General features: G+C 63.9%; 13 protein-coding genes. 2 read left to right on the top strand and 11 right to left on the bottom strand.

Features of this window, described 5'->3' with window-relative positions; translation table 11 throughout:
- Positions 1-13: 13 nt before the first annotated feature.
- A complete protein-coding gene (nudC, locus tag ACIP1G_RS19425; RefSeq protein ID WP_400740004.1) occupies positions 14-844 on the top strand; it encodes an NAD(+) diphosphatase in 831 nt (276 codons plus the stop codon).
- On the opposite strand, the gene ACIP1G_RS19420 is transcribed toward nudC, so the two are convergent.
- The 11 genes from ACIP1G_RS19420 to ACIP1G_RS19370 all read right to left on the bottom strand — a co-directional run bounded on the left by ACIP1G_RS19420 (position 812) and on the right by ACIP1G_RS19370 (position 14,495).
- Positions 812-1,591, bottom strand: coding sequence for a TSUP family transporter (locus ACIP1G_RS19420; RefSeq protein WP_400740002.1), 780 nt, complete (start codon positions 1,589-1,591; stop codon positions 812-814). The two genes, nudC and ACIP1G_RS19420, sit on opposite strands and share 33 nt — an antisense overlap.
- A 183-nt stretch (positions 1,592-1,774) precedes the next feature.
- Positions 1,775-2,605, bottom strand: coding sequence for an alpha/beta fold hydrolase (locus ACIP1G_RS19415; protein WP_400739999.1), 831 nt, complete (start codon positions 2,603-2,605; stop codon positions 1,775-1,777).
- A 236-nt stretch (positions 2,606-2,841) separates the two neighbouring features.
- The gene (locus tag ACIP1G_RS19410; RefSeq protein WP_400739997.1) at positions 2,842-4,131 is read right to left on the bottom strand and encodes an NAD(P)/FAD-dependent oxidoreductase; all 1,290 of its coding nucleotides are present in this window, start codon (positions 4,129-4,131) and stop codon (positions 2,842-2,844) included.
- Between the two features lie 221 nt (positions 4,132-4,352).
- Entirely contained in the window at positions 4,353-6,314 is a 1,962-nt protein-coding gene (locus tag ACIP1G_RS19405; protein WP_400740045.1) for a DNA topoisomerase III, read from the bottom strand.
- 230 nt (positions 6,315-6,544) lie between these two features.
- Positions 6,545-6,973 (bottom strand): GNAT family N-acetyltransferase, encoded by a 429-nt coding sequence (locus ACIP1G_RS19400; protein WP_400739994.1) that lies wholly within the window; start codon positions 6,971-6,973, stop codon positions 6,545-6,547.
- Positions 6,966-8,132: a JmjC domain-containing protein gene (locus tag ACIP1G_RS19395; RefSeq protein WP_400739991.1), complete on the bottom strand. Its 1,167-nt coding sequence runs from the start codon at positions 8,130-8,132 to the stop codon at positions 6,966-6,968. The genes ACIP1G_RS19400 and ACIP1G_RS19395 overlap by 8 nt, the downstream gene beginning before the upstream one ends.
- A gap of 81 nt (positions 8,133-8,213) precedes the next feature.
- Complete coding sequence (gene purB, locus ACIP1G_RS19390) at positions 8,214-9,584, bottom strand: adenylosuccinate lyase (protein WP_400739989.1); 1,371 nt, start codon at positions 9,582-9,584, stop codon at positions 8,214-8,216.
- 247 nt (positions 9,585-9,831) lie between these two features.
- Positions 9,832-10,458, bottom strand: coding sequence for a high frequency lysogenization protein HflD (gene hflD, locus ACIP1G_RS19385; RefSeq protein ID WP_015270973.1), 627 nt, complete (start codon positions 10,456-10,458; stop codon positions 9,832-9,834).
- On the bottom strand, positions 10,455-11,579 hold the full coding sequence (gene mnmA, locus ACIP1G_RS19380) for a tRNA 2-thiouridine(34) synthase MnmA (RefSeq protein WP_400739985.1): 1,125 nt from the start codon (positions 11,577-11,579) through the stop codon (positions 10,455-10,457). The genes hflD and mnmA overlap by 4 nt, the downstream gene beginning before the upstream one ends.
- A gap of 58 nt (positions 11,580-11,637) precedes the next feature.
- Complete coding sequence (locus ACIP1G_RS19375) at positions 11,638-12,078, bottom strand: NUDIX hydrolase (RefSeq protein WP_400739982.1); 441 nt, start codon at positions 12,076-12,078, stop codon at positions 11,638-11,640.
- Positions 12,079-12,269: 191 nt separating this feature from the next.
- Positions 12,270-14,495: an NADP-dependent isocitrate dehydrogenase gene (locus tag ACIP1G_RS19370; protein WP_400739979.1), complete on the bottom strand. Its 2,226-nt coding sequence runs from the start codon at positions 14,493-14,495 to the stop codon at positions 12,270-12,272.
- Positions 14,496-14,909: 414 nt separating this feature from the next.
- On the opposite strand from ACIP1G_RS19370, the gene icd reads away from it, so the two are divergent.
- Positions 14,910-16,166, top strand: coding sequence for an NADP-dependent isocitrate dehydrogenase (gene icd / locus ACIP1G_RS19365; protein ID WP_400739976.1), 1,257 nt, complete (start codon positions 14,910-14,912; stop codon positions 16,164-16,166).
- Positions 16,167-16,205: the final 39 nt, after the last annotated feature.

Here is a 16,205-nt window from a genome sequence, read left to right as displayed (position 1 = left end):
AGGAACCCCCGACATGTCAGCACGCTGGACTACCGCAGTACTCGACCCGCAGATTACCGGGGGGCTGGCCGTGGCCCGCAGCCCGGAAGGGTTCCTGGTGGACGCCAACGGCGCGCTGTTCCCTCGCGACTGGCTTAAGCGCCAGGACCTCGACGTACTGTGCGAGCATGGCATTGGCCACTTCGACGGCCAGCCAGTGTTCCTGCTGGAGCTGCGCAGTGCCACCGACGTGCCAGGCTGCAGCTGGCGCGGCTTGCGCGCGTTCATGCTCGAAGGCGACTTCGACACCTACAAAGTGCTGGGCTACGCCGCGCAGATTGGCACCTGGGCCCGCGAGCACCGTTTCTGCGGCAGCTGTGGCCAGGCGATGATGCAAATCCGCTGGGAGCGGGCGATGTACTGTCAGCCCTGCGACCTGCGCAGCTACCCGCGCATTTCACCGAGCATGATCGTGCTGGTGACCCGTGGCGACGAAATCTTGCTGGCGCGCTCACCACGCTTCGTCGCTGGCGTGTACAGCACCCTGGCAGGCTTCGCCGAGCCGGGCGAGTCGGCCGAAGACTGCCTGGTGCGCGAAGTGCGTGAGGAAGTGGCGGTGGAAGTGCAGAACATCCAGTACGTCGGCAGCCAGTGCTGGCCGTTCCCGCACTCGATGATGCTCGGCTTCCATGCCGAGTACGCTGGCGGCGATATCGTCATGCAACCGGACGAGATCGAGGACGCCCAGTGGTTCAGCGTTCACGACCTGCCGCCACTGCCGGCCGGGCGCTCCATCGCCCGCTACCTGATTGACCTGTATGTCGCCAGACGTTTAGGCCTGCCCGAACCAGTGCTGCCACGCTAGGCGCACGGTCAACGCCAGCACCACGGTGATGAACACCGGGCGGATGAACTTGCTGCCGCCGCTGATCGCCGTGCGTGCGCCGAAGAAGGCGCCGACCATCACTGAAAGGCCCATGCACAGGCCGACGATGTAGTCCACCTGCCCGGAAATGATGAACACCGTCAGCGCCGCGATGTTGCTGACGAAGTTCATGCTGCGCGCCACGCCGCTGGCGCGGACCAGGTCGATGGGATACAGCAGCAGGGTGCTGACTGTCCAGAACGCCCCGGTACCCGGGCCGGCCACGCCGTCATAGAAGCCCAGGGTGAAGCCTTGCGGCACTTGCCATTTTTTCTTGATCGGCGCATCGGCGTCCAGCGGTGCCTTGGGTGTGCCGCCGAACAGCAGGTAGATGCCACAGGCGAAGACGATTACCGGCAGCATCTTGTTCAGCCATTCGGCGGGCATGTAGTGGGCAATGACTGCGCCGAGCAACGCCCCGACCAAGGTGGCGAACAACGCCGGGCGCCATTGTGCCGGGTGGAACAGTTTGCGCTTGTAGTAGGTGAAACCGGCGGTGGCCGAACCGAAGGTGGAACTGAGCTTGTTGGTGCCCAGCACCAGGTGCGGCGGCATGCCAGCGGTGAGCAGGGCCGGGGTGGTGAGGAGGCCGCCGCCACCGGCGATGGCATCGATGAAACCGGCGACGAAGGCGACCAGGGCGAGGATCAGCAGGGTTAGGGGTTCTACGGTGAGTTCGAAGGGCATGGGGTTTTGGCAGGCAGGGAGGCAAGGGGGCGGCAAATGGCAGCGCTAGAAGGGAGACATGGTAATCCTGGGGGAGGTGTGTTGCCAGTGCCGGCCCTTTCGCGGGTAAACCCGCTCCTACATGGGTAGCGTAACCCTGTAGGAGCGGGTTTACCCGCGAAAGGGCCGGTACAGGCGAGCACATCAGCTACGAATAAACGCCAGCAAATCCGCATTGATCACATCGGCATGAGTAGTCGGCATGCCATGCGGGAAGCCTTTGTAGGTCTTCAGCGTGCCATTGGGTAAAAGCTTCGCCGACAGCGGCCCGGAGTTTTCATACGGCACGATCTGGTCATCGTCGCCATGCATCACCAGCACCGGTTGCTGGATGCCCTTCAGGTCTTCGGTGAAGTCGGTTTGGGAAAACGCCACGATGCCATCGTAATGGGCCTTGGCGCTGCCGATCATGCCTTGGCGCCACCAGTTGCCGATGATGCCTTCGCTGGCTTCGACACCGGGGCGGTTGTAGCCGTAGAACGGCCCGGTCGGTACATCCCGGTAGAACTGCGCACGGTTGCTGGCGACCTGGGCCTGGAAACCGTCGAACACCGACTTGGGCAGGCCACCCGGGTTGCCGGATGTTTGCACCATCAGGGGTGGTACGGCGGCGATCAGCACGGCCTTGGTCACCTTGTCGTCGGGGTACCTGGTCATGTAACGCACCACCTCGCCACCACCGGTCGAATGGCCGACATGCACGGCGCCCTGGGTGCCCAGGTGGGCGACCACGGCGGCCACGTCGTCGGCGTAGTGGTCCATGTCGTGGCCGTCCCAAACCTGGCTGGAGCGGCCATGGCCACGGCGGTCGTGGGCGACCACGCGGTAACCGTGGGCGAGGAAGAACAGCATCTGTGCGTCCCAGTCGTCGGCGCTGAGCGGCCAGCCGTGGTGGAAGTGGATGACCGGCGCATCGCGTGGGCCCCAGTCCTTGTAGAAGATTTGTACGCCGTCCTTCGTGGTTACATAGCTCATGGTCGTGTCTCCTGGGTGCAGGAAGCGAAGGGAGCTATTGAGAATAGGAGGAATTACGAAAGCCAGCAGGCCATGTGTCGCCTGTGCGGGCCTCTTCGCGGCGGTTCGACGCCTCGATGAACCCGCTCCCACAGGAACTGCACAGGTCTTGATATCTGTACATAACCTGTGGGAGCGGGTTCATCGAGGCGTCGAACCGCCGCGAAGAGGCCCGCACAGGCGACACAAATTACCCTTCAGACGCGATCGCGCATGCGGTACCAGGCCTTGGCAGCGGCTTCCAGCGGTGCGGCCAGCAGGTCGCCGCCAGGGAAGCGGCCGTTGTCGATGCCTTGGTACAGTGCCAGCAGGTCTTCATCGCCAAGAATGGCATCGCTCACCGCCCGTGCCGCCGCCAGGGTCGGTAGCACGCCGTGGCCGGAAAAACCCTGCAGCCAGTAGCGCTGGCCGTCGCGGCCGACGTCCGGGGTGCGCTGGATGCTGCAGTCGATGTGGCCACCCCAGGCATAGTCGATGGCCACCCCGGCCAGCTGCGGGAACACCCGCTCCAGGTAGGGGCGGGTAGCGCTGGCGACGTCCTTGGGAATACCACCCAGGTAGGTGCAGCCGCCGCCGAACAGCAGGCGGTGGTCCGGGGTGAGGCGGAAGTAGTCAGGCACGAACTGGTTGTCGATCACGCAACTGTTGCGTGGTAGCAGTGATCGGGCGAAGTCGGCATCCAGTGGTGCGGTGGCTACCTGGTAAGAGCCGACCGGCAACAGGCGCCGCGACAGGTCACGGTCGAGGCGGTCGATGTAGGCATTGCAGGCCAGCACCAACACATCGCAACGTACTTCGCCACGGTCGGTACGGGCGACATAGCCGTCGCCAGCCTGTTGGTAGCTGAGCACCTGGCTCTGCTCGTAGATGCGCCCGCCGGCTGCCTCGATGGTGCTGGCCAGGCCCTGGGCCAGCTTCAGCGGGTTGAGGTGGGCGCCCCTGGCGTCGTACAGCGCAGCCTGGTAGCGCGGGCTGTCGATCCATTGCGGCAGCTCGTCACGGCCGATCAGGCGCAGGGCGTCGTAGCCCCATTTGTGTTCAGCCTCGTGCAGGGCCTCTTCAAGCATTTTCACCCGGCGCGGCATTACCGCGGTCCACAGGCTGCCCAGCCGGTAGTCGATGTCGAAGCCGTGGCGCTGGGGCAGTTCGTGCATCTCGTCGGCGGCCCAGCACATGCTGGCCCACAGGCGTTGGGTGCGTTCGACGCCCAAGGCCTTTTCCAGTGGCTGCATGTCGCATGACCAGCCCAGCAGCGCCTGGCCACCGTTGCGCCCGGACGCGGCCCAGGCTACCCGGCTGGCTTCCAGCAGGGTGACGCGCTTGCCGGCCTGGGTCAGGCGCAGGGCGGTGTGCAGGCCACTGAAACCGGCGCCGATGATCAGTACATCGGTGTCGTGAGTGCCTTGCAGGGCAGGGCGTAGCGGGATGTTGGCGGGGTAGGTCTGGGCATAGTAGCTGGCGACGTGCTGGGCGGACTGCTTGAACATGCAGGGACCTCATGAAAATTATTGTGATTATTTTCATGAAAACTTAGCAGGTAAATTTCATGGTGCCAATGAGTCGGGCGGGATTTGTGGTTTGCCTGTGGTTGATGTGTTGGTTGGGCTGGCCTCTTCGCGGGTGAACCCGCTCCTACACAACAGCATTGCGCGCTCTTGTGCAGGAGCGGGTTTACCCGCGAAGAGGCCGGGCCTGAATTGCATAAACCTCAGGTCATCGCTTTTTTTCGGGGCTGACGCGGCTTGGTTGCTGCCGACTTGCTTCCGGCCGCTTTGCTTTTCCCACCGCCACCGCGACGCTTCTTCTTCCACGGCGGCGCCGCCCCGGCCGCCGGCCCGCTGATGGTCATGCGCATACCACTGCAACGCTCCACCAGCTTGCCCATCCACGCCGACTGCCGGGAGACGAACTCTTCCAGGGTCATCTCGCCGCTCTGCACCATGTCCAGCGCCTGCTCCCAGATCGCCGTGGTGCCGGGGTCGGCAATGGCGCGGGGCACGGCGTCGATCAGGCTGAAGGCTGCAGGCGTTGCCGACAGCGCTTTACCGTTTTTCACCAGGTAACCGCGATCGAGCAGGCCCTGGATGATGCTGGCGCGGGTGGCCTCGGTGCCGATGCCGGTGGTTTCCTTGAGCTTCTGCTTCAGCCGTGGGTCGTCCACAAGCTTGGCCACGTTCTTCATCGCCTTGATCAGGTCGCCTTCGGTAAACGGCTTGGGCGGCTGGGTCCACAGGTCTTTCAGTTGCAGGCCCTGCACGCTGCAGTCCTGGCCTTCGCGTAGCGCTGGCAGTACCTGGGCTGGTGGTGCCTCGCGGCCCTTGGTTGGGGTCAGCGCTTCAGGCAGGGCGCGGCGCCAGCCCGGCTCGACGATCTGCTTGCCCACCGCGCGCAGGGCATGGCCAGCGCAGTCGAAGTCGGCCTGGGTGCGGTCGTACTCGTGGTTGGGCAGGAACTGCGCCAGGTAGCGGGCGCGGATCAGGGTATACACCGCTTTGTGCTTGGCCGGCAGGCGCGATGGGTCGCTGGCGGCGGCGGTGGGGATGATGCCGTGGTGGGCGCTGACCTTGGCGTCGTTCCACGCCCGCGAGCGGCGCTGCGGCTCCAGGTAGGGCTGTAGCGGCGCCAGGCTGGCATCGGCCCGCTGCAGGGCGGCAAGGATGGCCGGTGCCTCGGCGTGCTGGCTTTGCGGCAGGTAGCCGCAGTCGCTACGGGGGTAAGTGATCAGCTTGTGGGTTTCGTACAGCGCCTGGGCGATGTCGAGGGTTTCCTGGGCGCCCAGGCCGAACTTTTTCGAGCACAGCTCCTGCAGGGTGCCGAGGTCGAAGGGCAGCGGCGCGGCTTCACGCACGCGCTCGGTGGCTACCTTTACGGCCCGGGCAGTACCGGCATTGCCAATGTCGGTGGCTGCTTGTTGCGCCAGGTCTTGCTTCAGGCAGCGGCCTTGGTCATCGCAGGCGTCTTCGGGAGCGCGCCATTGGGCGTTGAAGCGCTGGCCGGCATGTTCCAGTTGCACGTCGATGGCCCAGAACGGCACCGGCACAAAGTCGGCGATGCTGCGGTCGCGGTCGACCACCAGGCGCAGGGTAGGCGTTTGCACCCGGCCCACCGGCAGCACGCCCTGGTAGCCGGATTGGCGGCCCAGCAAGGTGAACAGCCGGCTCATGTTCATGCCGATCAGCCAGTCGGCGCGCGAACGGCCCAGCGCCGAGTGGTACAGGTTGAAGGTTTCGTGACCCGGCAGCAGGCGTGCCAGGGCCTTGCGGATAGAGGCGTCGTCCAGTGCCGACAGCCACAGGCGCTGCACCGGGCCGCGGTAGCGGCAGTGCTCGACCAGCTCGCGGGCGATCATTTCGCCTTCGCGGTCGGCGTCGGTGGCGATCACCAGTTCCCGCGCTTCGCCGAGCAGGCGCTTGACCGCCTTGAACTGGCTGGCGGTCTTGGGTTTGACCAGCATCTTCCACTTGTCCGGGATGATCGGCAGGTCGGCCAGGTTCCAGCGCTTGTAGCGTTCGTCGTAGCTGTCGGGCGGGGCGGTTTCCAGCAGGTGGCCGATGCACCAGGTTACGCAGACGTCGGTGCCTTGCCAGCAGCCGTCGCCCTTGCGGTTGGCGCCGAGCACTTTGGCGATGTCTTTTGCCTGGGAGGGTTTTTCGCAGAGGAACAGGCGCATGGCCGGGGACGCTTCATCGGGGGTGATGGGCACTAGGATGCGCAAGCGGGGGCGCGGAGGCAAGTTTTATCTGGATGGATGTACAGGTTTTTTTGTCTGGGGAAGTGTCATAAGCCTGTGCCGGCCCATTCGCGGGTAAACCCGCTCCCACAGGGACCGCACAATATCTGAAGTTTGTGGGGTCACTGTGGGAGCGGGTTCACCCGCGAAGAGGCCGGTGCAGTTAGGTATCAGGCGCGCGAGTCGCGCACCATGTCCACGTGCGGTATGCCGGCTTCGAGGAATTCCTCGCTGACTACGCGAAAGCCCAGCCGCTCGTAGAACGGCGTGGCGTGCACCTGGGCGCTGAGCATCTGCTGCTTCAGGTCGCGGTTCTGCGCTTCAACGATCAGCGCGTTCATCAGCGCGTCACCCACCTTCAACCCGCGCCAGTCCTTCAGCACCGAAACCCGGCCGATGGTGCCGTCGGGCAGCAGGCGCGCGGTGCCGATCGGGTAGTCGCCTTCCAGGGCCAGGAAGTGCGCGGCGCTCGGGTCGTCTGAGTCCCATTCCAGCTCCGGCGGTACGTGCTGTTCGGCAATGAACACCGCTTCACGGATACGGCGGATCTCAGCGTTGTCCTTGTGCCAGTCGGCGAGGCGCACACGAATTTTATTCATTGGCGAATCCCAGGCTTCCTTGTTTGACCAACTGCTGTACCAGCATAAGGCCATCTTCGTCCTGGAGCCACTCTGCCAGATTGTCGATGTGCAGGGCGTCGGCCGAGCAAACCAGCTTCAGCAGCTCGCGCAGCTTGCCTGGCAGCGGGCAGCTGCGACCGCTGGCGAACAGCAGCAGGTCGTCTTCGAACTCCGACCAGGCCAGGCGCGCGCTTGGGTTGCGGATCAGGATGGCGCCTTGTTCAAGGGCGTCGACCAGCTCTTCCTCGCTCAGCTCTTCGCCAACGATCTGCTCGGGGTAGCGTGGCTCGGTCATGAACTGGCCGAACCAGGTCAGCAGCAGGTCCTTGTCGTTGGTGTGTTTGTCGATCAGCGCCTTGAGGCGGTCAAGGGCATCATGCTGGATCTGGTACGGGTCGCTGGCCGGTTGCGCGTCGGCGTCGCTGTAGCGTTCTTCTTCCGGCAGGAACTGGCCGAGGAAGTCGGTGAAGTGGGTCAGCACTTCGGCGGCGCTTGGCGCGCGGAAGCCGACCGAGTAGGTCAGGCAGTCGTCCACGGCCACGCCGTAGTGGGCCAGGCGCGGTGGCAGGTAGAGCATGTCGCCTGGTTCAAGGGTCCACTCTTCGCTCTGCTCGAACTCGGCCAGGATGCGCAGGTCGGCGTGTTCCAGCAGCGGGCTGTCGCTGTTGCACATCTGGCCGATCTTCCAGTTACGCTCGCCGTGGCCCTGCAGCAGGAACACGTCGTAGTTGTCGAAGTGTGGGCCGACGCTGCCACCCGGGGCGGCGAAGCTGATCATCACATCATCGATACGCCAGCTCGGCAGGAAACGGAAGTTTTCCAGCAGCTCGGCCACTTCCGGGACGAACTGGTCGACGGCCTGTACCAGCAGGGTCCAGTCTTTTTCCGGCAGCTCGGCGAAGGTGTCTTCGTTGAACGGGCCGCGGCGCAGCTCCCACGGGTTGGCGCCGTGCTCCAGCACGATACGCGACTCGACTTCCTCTTCCAGGGCCAGGCCGGCCAGCTCGTCGGGGTCGATCGGGCTGATGAAGTCCGGGAAGGCCTGGCGCACCAGCAGCGGCTTCTTCTGCCAGTAGTCGCGCATGAATTCGCGGGCCGAGATGCCGCCGAGCAGCTGCAGTGGAGTATCAGGATTCATGTTCAACCTATTGAAAAAACGTAATTTTCGTCCGGGAATAAAAACGCCCGGCCAGGCCGGGCGTTGTACGCGACGGTCAGCTTAGATGCGTTTGGCCTGGGCTGCCGCGTTACCGATGTAGGTAGCGGGGGTCAGCAGCTTCAGCTCGGCCTTGGCGTCGGCTGGCATGTCCAGGCCGTCGATGAAGGTCAGCAGCGCTTCAGGGGTGATGCCCTTGCCACGGGTCAGCTCTTTGAGCTTCTCGTAGGGGTTTTCGATGTTGAAGCGGCGCATCACGGTCTGGATCGGCTCGGCCAGCACTTCCCAGCAGGCGTCCAGGTCGGCGGCGATGCGGGCCTGGTTGACTTCCAGCTTGCCGATGCCTTTCAGGCTGGCTTCGTAGGCGATGACGCTGTGGGCAAAGCCCACGCCCAGGTTGCGCAGCACGGTGGAGTCGGTCAGGTCACGCTGCCAGCGCGAGATCGGCAACTTGCTGGCCAGGTGCTGGAACAGCGCGTTGGCGATACCCAGGTTGCCTTCGGAGTTTTCGAAGTCGATCGGGTTGACCTTGTGCGGCATGGTCGACGAGCCGATTTCGCCAGCAACGGTCTTCTGCTTGAAGTAGCCCAGCGAGATGTAGCCCCACACGTCACGGTCGAAGTCGATCAGGATGGTGTTGAAGCGGGCGATGGCGTCGAACAGCTCGGCGATGTAGTCGTGCGGCTCGATCTGGGTGGTGTACGGGTTGAACTGCAGGCCCAGCTCGTCTTCGATGAAGGCGCGGGCGTTTTCTTCCCAGTCGATCTGCGAGTAGGCCGACAGGTGGGCGTTGTAGTTGCCCACGGCGCCGTTGATCTTGCCCAGCAGCGGTACGGCGGCAACCTGGGCGATCTGGCGCTCCAGGCGGTACACGACGTTGGCCAGTTCTTTACCCAGGGTGGTCGGCGAAGCCGGCTGGCCGTGGGTGCGCGACAGCATCGGCACGTCGGCGTGGGCGTGGGCCAGGGCGCGGATGGCGTCGGCGATCTGGCGCATCAGCGGCAGCAGCACGTCGTCACGGCCGGCGCGCAGCATCAGGGCGTGGGACAGGTTGTTGATGTCCTCGCTGGTGCAGGCGAAGTGGATGAACTCGCTGACCTTGGCCAGCTCAGGCAGCTTGGCGGCCTGCTCCTTGAGGAGGTATTCGATCGCCTTGACGTCGTGGTTGGTGGTGCGCTCGATTTCCTTGACGCGCTCGGCGTGCTCAACCTTGAAATCGGTTGCCAGGTTATCCAGCAGGGCGTTGGCTTCGGCGGAGAACGCCGGCACTTCGCCGATCTGCGGGTGGGCGGCCAGGCGCTGCAGCCAGCGCACTTCGACCAGGGCGCGGAAACGGATCAGGCCGAATTCGCTGAAGATGGGGCGCAAGGCCTGGGTTTTGCCGGCGTAACGGCCGTCTACAGGGGAAACCGCAGTGAGCGAAGAAAGCTGCATGGGGTGTTCTCGGACAGTCAGGCTTTTGGAAGGGCGCATATCATACATGAAAATTGCGCCCGAGTCGGGTGGCTGACCAAAGGTCGGGCCTAAAACGCATGTCGCGGTCCCTGTGTAGGAGCGGCCTTGTGCTGCGAATGGGCTGCGCAGCAGCCCCAGCAATCTGTACCAGGGCCGAAATCCTGGGGCTGCTGCGCAGCCCATTCGCAGCACAAGGCTGCTCCTACACAGGGATTGGTGTCGCCTGTCAGGAAGGCGAACGCATCATGTCGTACAGTTCGTTAAGCAACTTGCGCCGGCTGAACACCAGCTGCCAGCGGTGCCCGCCCAGCTGGCGCCACAGGCGCGCGGCACGGATGCCGGCCAATAGCAGGGCGCGGATCTTCGAGGCGTTGCTGGCCTGCTGCAGGAAGCGCATGTCGCCATGCACCTGGATACGCTGGCGCAAGGTGCTGAGGGTGTCCTGGTACAAGGCTCCACTGGAAGCGATGACGTTTTCGTGAACCAGGCCAAAATGCTCGGCCTGGGACTGGATTTGCGGCAGGCGGTTGCCGATGGTGTCGAGCAGGTCGCCGCGCTTGTTCAGCTGGCGCTCCAGGCCCAGCATCGACAGGGCATAGCGCAGCGGCTCGCGCTGCAGGCTGCTGGGGTCGCGCTCAAGGGCGCCGACCAGCGCACGGTAGCCGTCACGCAGGTTCAGGTCGTCACCGCCGAACACCTCCAGGGTGTCCTTGGGGTCACGCACCAGCAGGCTGCCGAGCATGCAGCCGATGTTGGCCTCACTGGCCTGGCCGGTGCGGGCGATGCGGTCGACCAGTACGGCGGCTTGAAATACGCCGCCCAGGGCAATCAATTGCTCCTGCAGGTTGCTCATGCGCGCGGGCTCCACGGCTCGGCCGCTTCGATCACGCCGCCGCCCAGGCACACTTCGCCGTCATAGAACACCACCGACTGGCCCGGGGTAACGGCGCGCTGCGGCTCGTCGAACACGGCGCGGTAGCCGCTTTCGGTCAGCTCCAGGGCGCACTGCTGGTCGCTCTGGCGGTAGCGCACCTTGGCGGTGAGCTGGCGCGGGCTGCTGAGGTCGATCGGGTTGACCCAGAAGATTTCCGAAGCGAGCAGGGCGCGGGAGAACAGCCATGGGTGTTCGTTGCCTTGGCCGACCACCAGCACGTTGCGGGTCAGGTCCTTGTGCAGCACGTACCACGGCTCGTCGCCGGCGTCCTTCAGGCCGCCAATACCCAGGCCCTGGCGCTGGCCGATGGTGTGGTACATCAGGCCGTGGTGGCGGCCGATCACTTCACCGTCGGTGGTTTCGATCTCGCCTGGCTGGGCCGGCAGGTACTGCTTGAGGAAGTCGCTGAAGCGGCGTTCGCCAATGAAGCAGATGCCAGTGGAATCCTTTTTCTTGGCGGTGGCCAGGCCGTGTTTTTCGGCGATGGCACGGACTTCGGGCTTTTCCAGTTCGCCAACCGGGAACAGCGTGCGGGCGATCTCCTTGCCGCCGACGGCGTGCAGGAAGTAGCTCTGGTCCTTGTTCGGGTCCAGGCCCTTGAGCAGCTGGGTGAGCTCGCCGGTATCGCGGCGGCGCACGTAGTGGCCGGTGGCGATCAGGTCGGCACCCAGCGACAGGGCGTAGTCGAGGAACGCCTTGAACTTGATTTCGCGGTTGCAGAGGATGTCCGGGTTCGGCGTGCGGCCGGCCTTGTACTCTTCAAGGAAGTGCTCGAACACGTTGTCCCAGTATTCGGCGGCGAAGTTGGCGGTGTGCAGCTTGATGCCGATGCGGTCGCACACGGCCTGGGCGTCGGCCAGGTCTTCACGGGCGGTGCAGTATTCGGTGCCGTCGTCTTCTTCCCAGTTCTTCATGAACAGCCCTTCCACCTGGTAGCCCTGCTCCATGAGCAGAAGGGCGGAGACGGAAGAGTCCACGCCGCCGGACATGCCGACGATGACGCGGGTCTTGGCGGGGTCTTTGAGTGCTGGGCTGGTCATGGGTACCGGTGTGTATCAAAGGGAAAAACGCCGATTCTATCAAACCCGTGGCGCCGCGTCAGTCGCGCAACAGATCGAGGCTGTGCAGCGGGCCTTTGAGGTAGTCGTCCAGGCAGCGCGGTACCAGTTCGCTGCGCCAGCGGCTGGGGTCGGCCAGCAGTTCGTCGCGGGTCAGCCACACGGCGCGGACGATGTCGCTGTCCAGGGCCAGGTCGGCGTGGTGGCGCACGGGGCGGGCAGCGAAGCAGATGCGCTGGTAGGTCACGCCGTTGCTGGGGGCGGTGTACAGGTAGATGCCGACCACGCCGGTGAGCTCGACTTCCCAGGCGGTTTCTTCGAGGGTTTCGCGCAGGGCGGCCTGGGGTAGAGTTTCGTTGGCTTCGAGGTGGCCGGCGGGTTGGTTGAAGACGTGCTGGTTGGCTTTGAATTCTTCGACGAAGAGGAACTTGCCCTCGTGTTCGACGATGGTGGCGACGGTGATGTGGGGTTGCCAGGTCATGAACAGCTCCATCAGGACCGATACGGACCCTGTGGGAGCGGGTTTACCCGCGAATGCGTCAGTGGACCCAGCATCGCATTCGCGGGTAAACCCGCTCCCACAGGTTTCGCGTTGGCCGCTAGCAATCAATTATCCAGAAAGCACAAACCCCGGTGCGTGGCCGGGGTTTGGGCTGTTACTTCAAGCGAACCTTACAGGGCAGCAATGGCGCTGTTCAGGGTCTGGCTTGGGCGCATCACCTTGGCGGTCAGCGCGGCATCCGGGGCGTAGTAGCCACCGATGTCGGCCGGCTTGCCCTGAACAGCGTTGAGCTCGGCGACGATAGTCTCCTCGTTCTCGGTCAGGGTCTTGGCCAGAGGGGCGAAGCGTGCCTGCAGGGCAGCGTCGTCGCTCTGGGCAGCCAGGGCCTGGGCCCAGTACAGGGTCAGGTAGAAGTGGCTGCCGCGGTTGTCGATACCACCGACTTTGCGCGAAGGCGACTTGTTGGTGTCGAGGAACTTGCCGGTAGCCTGGTCCAGGGTGTTGGCCAGGACTTTGGCGCGCGGGTTGTCGTAGGTGTTGCCCAGGTGCTCCAGGGAAGCGGCCAGGGCCAGGAATTCACCCAGCGAGTCCCAACGCAGGAAGTTCTCTTCAACCAGCTGCTGTACGTGCTTCGGTGCCGAACCGCCGGCGCCGGTTTCGAACAGGCCACCGCCGTTCATCAGCGGCACGATCGACAGCATCTTGGCGCTGGTGCCCAGTTCCATGATCGGGAACAGGTCGGTCAGGTAGTCGCGCAGCACGTTGCCGGTCACCGAGATGGTGTCCTTGCCTTCGCGGATGCGGGCCAGGGAGAACTTGATGGCGTCGACCGGTGCCAGTACACGGATGTCCAGGCCAGCGGTGTCGTGATCCTTCAGGTACGTCTGTACCTTCTCGATCATCACGCCGTCGTGGGCGCGGGCCGGGTCCAGCCAGAACACCGCAGGGGTGTTGCTCAGGCGGGCGCGGTTGACGGCCAGCTTGACCCAGTCCTGGATCGGCGCGTCTTTGGTCTGGCACATGCGGAAGATGTCACCGGCTTCGACGTTCTGCTCCAGCACGACCTTGCCCTTGCCATCGACCACACGCACGACGCCGTCGGCCTTGATCTGGAAGGTCTTGTCGTGGGAACCGTACTCTTCGGCCTTTTGTGCCATCAGGCCAACGTTCGGTACGCTGCCCATGGTGGTCGGGTCGAAGGCACCGTTGACTTTGCAGTCTTCGATGGTGGCCTGGTAGATGCCGGCGTAGCAACGGTCCGGGATCACGGCCTTGGCGTCTTGCAGCTCACCAGCGGTGTTCCACATCTTGCCCGAGTCACGGATCATGGCCGGCATCGAGGCGTCGACGATCACGTCGCTCGGCACGTGCAGGTTGGTGATGCCTTTGTCGGAGTTGACCATGGCCAGGGCTGGGCGCTCGGCGTACAGGGCCTGGATGTCGGCTTCGATCTCGGCCTGCTTGTCAGCTGGCAGGTCCTTGATGCGAGCGTACAGGTCGCCGATACCGTTGTTGGCGTTGAAGCCCACTTCGGCCAGCGCAGCGGCGTGCTTGGCCAGCACGTCGTTGTAGAACTCTTCGACGATGACGCCGAACATGATCGGGTCGGAGACCTTCATCATGGTGGCTTTCAGGTGCACCGACAGCAGCACGCCAGAGGCCTTGGCATCGGCGATCTGCTCGGCGATGAAGGCTTTCAGGGCCTTGCGGCTCATGGTGGCGCAGTCGATGATTTCAGCGGCTTTGACCGCGGTCTTTTCTTTCAGGACGGTGGTGTTGCCGTCTTTGCTGACCAGCTCGATGCGCAGGCTGTCGTCAGCCTCGATCAGTGCGGCTTTCTCGCTGCCGTAGAAGTCGCCTTGGGTCATGTGGGCAACGTGCGACTTGGAGTCGGCGGCCCAGGCGCCCATCTTGTGCGGGTGCTTGCGAGCGTAGTTCTTGACCGACAGCGGCGCGCGGCGGTCGGAGTTGCCTTCGCGCAGTACCGGGTTCACGGCGGAGCCCTTGATGCGGTCGTAGCGGGCGCGGGACTCTTTTTCTTCCGCGGTGGCCGGCTCGTCGGCGTAGTCAGGGATGTTGAAGCCCTTGCCTTGCAGCTCCTTGATCGCGGCTTTCAGCTGCGGTACCGAGGCGCTGATGTTCGGCAGCTTGATGATGTTGGCTTCAGGGGTGGTAGCCAGCTGGCCCAGTTCCGCCAGGTGATCGCCTACTTGCTTCTCTGCGCCCAGTTGCTCCGGGAAGGCGGCGAGGATACGGCCAGCCAGGGAGATGTCGCGAGTTTCGACGGCGATGTCAGCCGAAGCGGTGAAGGCTTCGACGATCGGCAGCAGCGAGTAGGTGGCGAGGGCGGGGGCTTCGTCGGTGAAGGTATAGATGATCTTGGAACGGGTGGGCATGCGGGTTAACTCTCTGTGTGCTGAGCGTGCTCGAGTCTCGTGGTGCGCAGGGTAGGCGCATCGCCCTGGCAACGCCATGAGCGGAAAGTCGAGAGGCTGCGAGCGGTGATGGTGGATGCATCAGTCGAGCGTCAAGTGCTGAGCTGCGGTAACAGGCCAGGCTTTACGGCCATTCTTGGCCTAGGGCGGTCCGCATTTTCCTGGGATTCGCCCCGATGACCCTTCGGTCGCGGCGGAGTATACCAAACCATTCGGGCTAATCAGCAAGGCCAAGTGATATCGGCCCGTTTATAAGACCAAAGACTAAGCGGCAATGTGGCGTAATGCCGCATGCCTTGCAGGTCGGCAGATGTGGTTTAGGCTCATTGCAGCGCATGATGTCCAAACCACACCCGACAGCGGAGTAGTGCAAGCATGGGATACCAGAAAATCAAGGTTCCGACCGACGGCACCAAGATCACCGTCAATGCGGACCATTCGCTCAACGTTCCAGACCACCCGATCATTCCTTATATCGAAGGCGACGGGATTGGCGTCGATGTCTCGCCCGTGATGATCAAGGTGGTCGACGCCGCCGTGCAAAAGGCCTATGGCGGCAAGCGCAAGATCGCCTGGATGGAGGTCTACGCCGGCGAAAAAGCCACCCAGGTGTACGACCAGGACACCTGGCTGCCGCAGGAAACCCTCGATGCCGTGCGTGATTACGTGGTGTCGATCAAGGGCCCGCTGACCACCCCGGTGGGCGGTGGCATCCGTTCGCTCAACGTGGCCTTGCGCCAGCAGCTCGACCTGTATGTGTGCCTGCGGCCGGTGCTGTGGTTCCAGGGTGTGCCAAGCCCGGTTAAAAAACCTGGCGACGTCGACATGGTGATCTTCCGCGAGAACTCCGAGGACATCTATGCCGGCATCGAGTGGAAGGCCGGTTCGCCCGAGGCGAACAAGGTGATCAAGTTCCTTAAAGAGGAAATGGGCGTCACCAAGATCCGCTTTGACCAGGACTGCGGCATTGGCGTCAAGCCGGTGTCCCGCGAGGGCACCAAGCGCCTGGTGCGCAAGGCCCTGCAATATGTGGTGGACAACGACCGCGAGTCGCTGACCCTGGTGCACAAGGGCAACATCATGAAGTTCACCGAAGGTGCCTTCAAGGACTGGGGCTATGAAGTGGCCCGCGACGAGTTCGGCGCCGAACTGCTCGATGGCGGCCCGTGGATGAAGTTCAACAACCCCAAGACCGGCCGTGAAGTCATCGTGAAAGACGCCATTGCCGACGCCATGCTGCAGCAGATCCTGCTGCGCCCGGCCGAGTACGACGTGATCGCCACCCTCAACCTCAACGGTGACTACCTGTCCGACGCCCTGGCGGCGGAGGTGGGCGGCATCGGCATTGCCCCGGGCGCCAACCTGTCCGACACCGTGGCCATGTTCGAGGCCACCCACGGCACTGCGCCCAAGTATGCCGGGCAGGACAAGGTCAACCCGGGCTCGGTGATTCTCTCGGCAGAAATGATGCTGCGGCACATGGGCTGGACCGAGGCGGCCGACCTGATCATCAAGGGCACCAATGGCGCAATCGCGGCCAAGACCGTGACCTACGACTTCGAGCGGCTGATGGACGGCGCCAAGCTGGTGAGCAGCTCAGGCTTTGGCGATGAAATGATCAAGCATATGTAAGGCAATAGAAAACCGGCCGCTTCCCTTAAAGAAGCGGCC

This window comes from Pseudomonas sp. NPDC089392 (assembly GCF_044749595.1).
GTDB lineage: Bacteria > Pseudomonadota > Gammaproteobacteria > Pseudomonadales > Pseudomonadaceae > Aquipseudomonas.
The sequence above is the reverse complement of the archived record's forward strand: the minus strand, read 5'-3'. Positions and strand labels throughout refer to the sequence as shown.

Bases quoted from the DNA above. Each gene is read 5' to 3' on its own strand.
- nudC (WP_400740004.1), top strand. From the start codon at position 14: ATGTCAGCACGCTGGACTACCGCAGTACTCGACCCGCAGATTACCGGG.
- ACIP1G_RS19420 (WP_400740002.1), bottom strand. From the start codon at position 1,591: ATGCCCTTCGAACTCACCGTAGAACCCCTAACCCTGCTGATCCTCGCC.
- ACIP1G_RS19415 (WP_400739999.1), bottom strand. From the start codon at position 2,605: ATGAGCTATGTAACCACGAAGGACGGCGTACAAATCTTCTACAAGGAC.
- ACIP1G_RS19410 (WP_400739997.1), bottom strand. From the start codon at position 4,131: ATGTTCAAGCAGTCCGCCCAGCACGTCGCCAGCTACTATGCCCAGACC.
- ACIP1G_RS19405 (WP_400740045.1), bottom strand. From the start codon at position 6,314: ATGCGCCTGTTCCTCTGCGAAAAACCCTCCCAGGCAAAAGACATCGCC.
- ACIP1G_RS19400 (WP_400739994.1), bottom strand. From the start codon at position 6,973: ATGAATAAAATTCGTGTGCGCCTCGCCGACTGGCACAAGGACAACGCT.
- ACIP1G_RS19395 (WP_400739991.1), bottom strand. From the start codon at position 8,132: ATGAATCCTGATACTCCACTGCAGCTGCTCGGCGGCATCTCGGCCCGC.
- purB (WP_400739989.1), bottom strand. From the start codon at position 9,584: ATGCAGCTTTCTTCGCTCACTGCGGTTTCCCCTGTAGACGGCCGTTAC.
- hflD (WP_015270973.1), bottom strand. From the start codon at position 10,458: ATGAGCAACCTGCAGGAGCAATTGATTGCCCTGGGCGGCGTATTTCAA.
- mnmA (WP_400739985.1), bottom strand. From the start codon at position 11,579: ATGACCAGCCCAGCACTCAAAGACCCCGCCAAGACCCGCGTCATCGTC.
- ACIP1G_RS19375 (WP_400739982.1), bottom strand. From the start codon at position 12,078: ATGACCTGGCAACCCCACATCACCGTCGCCACCATCGTCGAACACGAG.
- ACIP1G_RS19370 (WP_400739979.1), bottom strand. From the start codon at position 14,495: ATGCCCACCCGTTCCAAGATCATCTATACCTTCACCGACGAAGCCCCC.
- icd (WP_400739976.1), top strand. From the start codon at position 14,910: ATGGGATACCAGAAAATCAAGGTTCCGACCGACGGCACCAAGATCACC.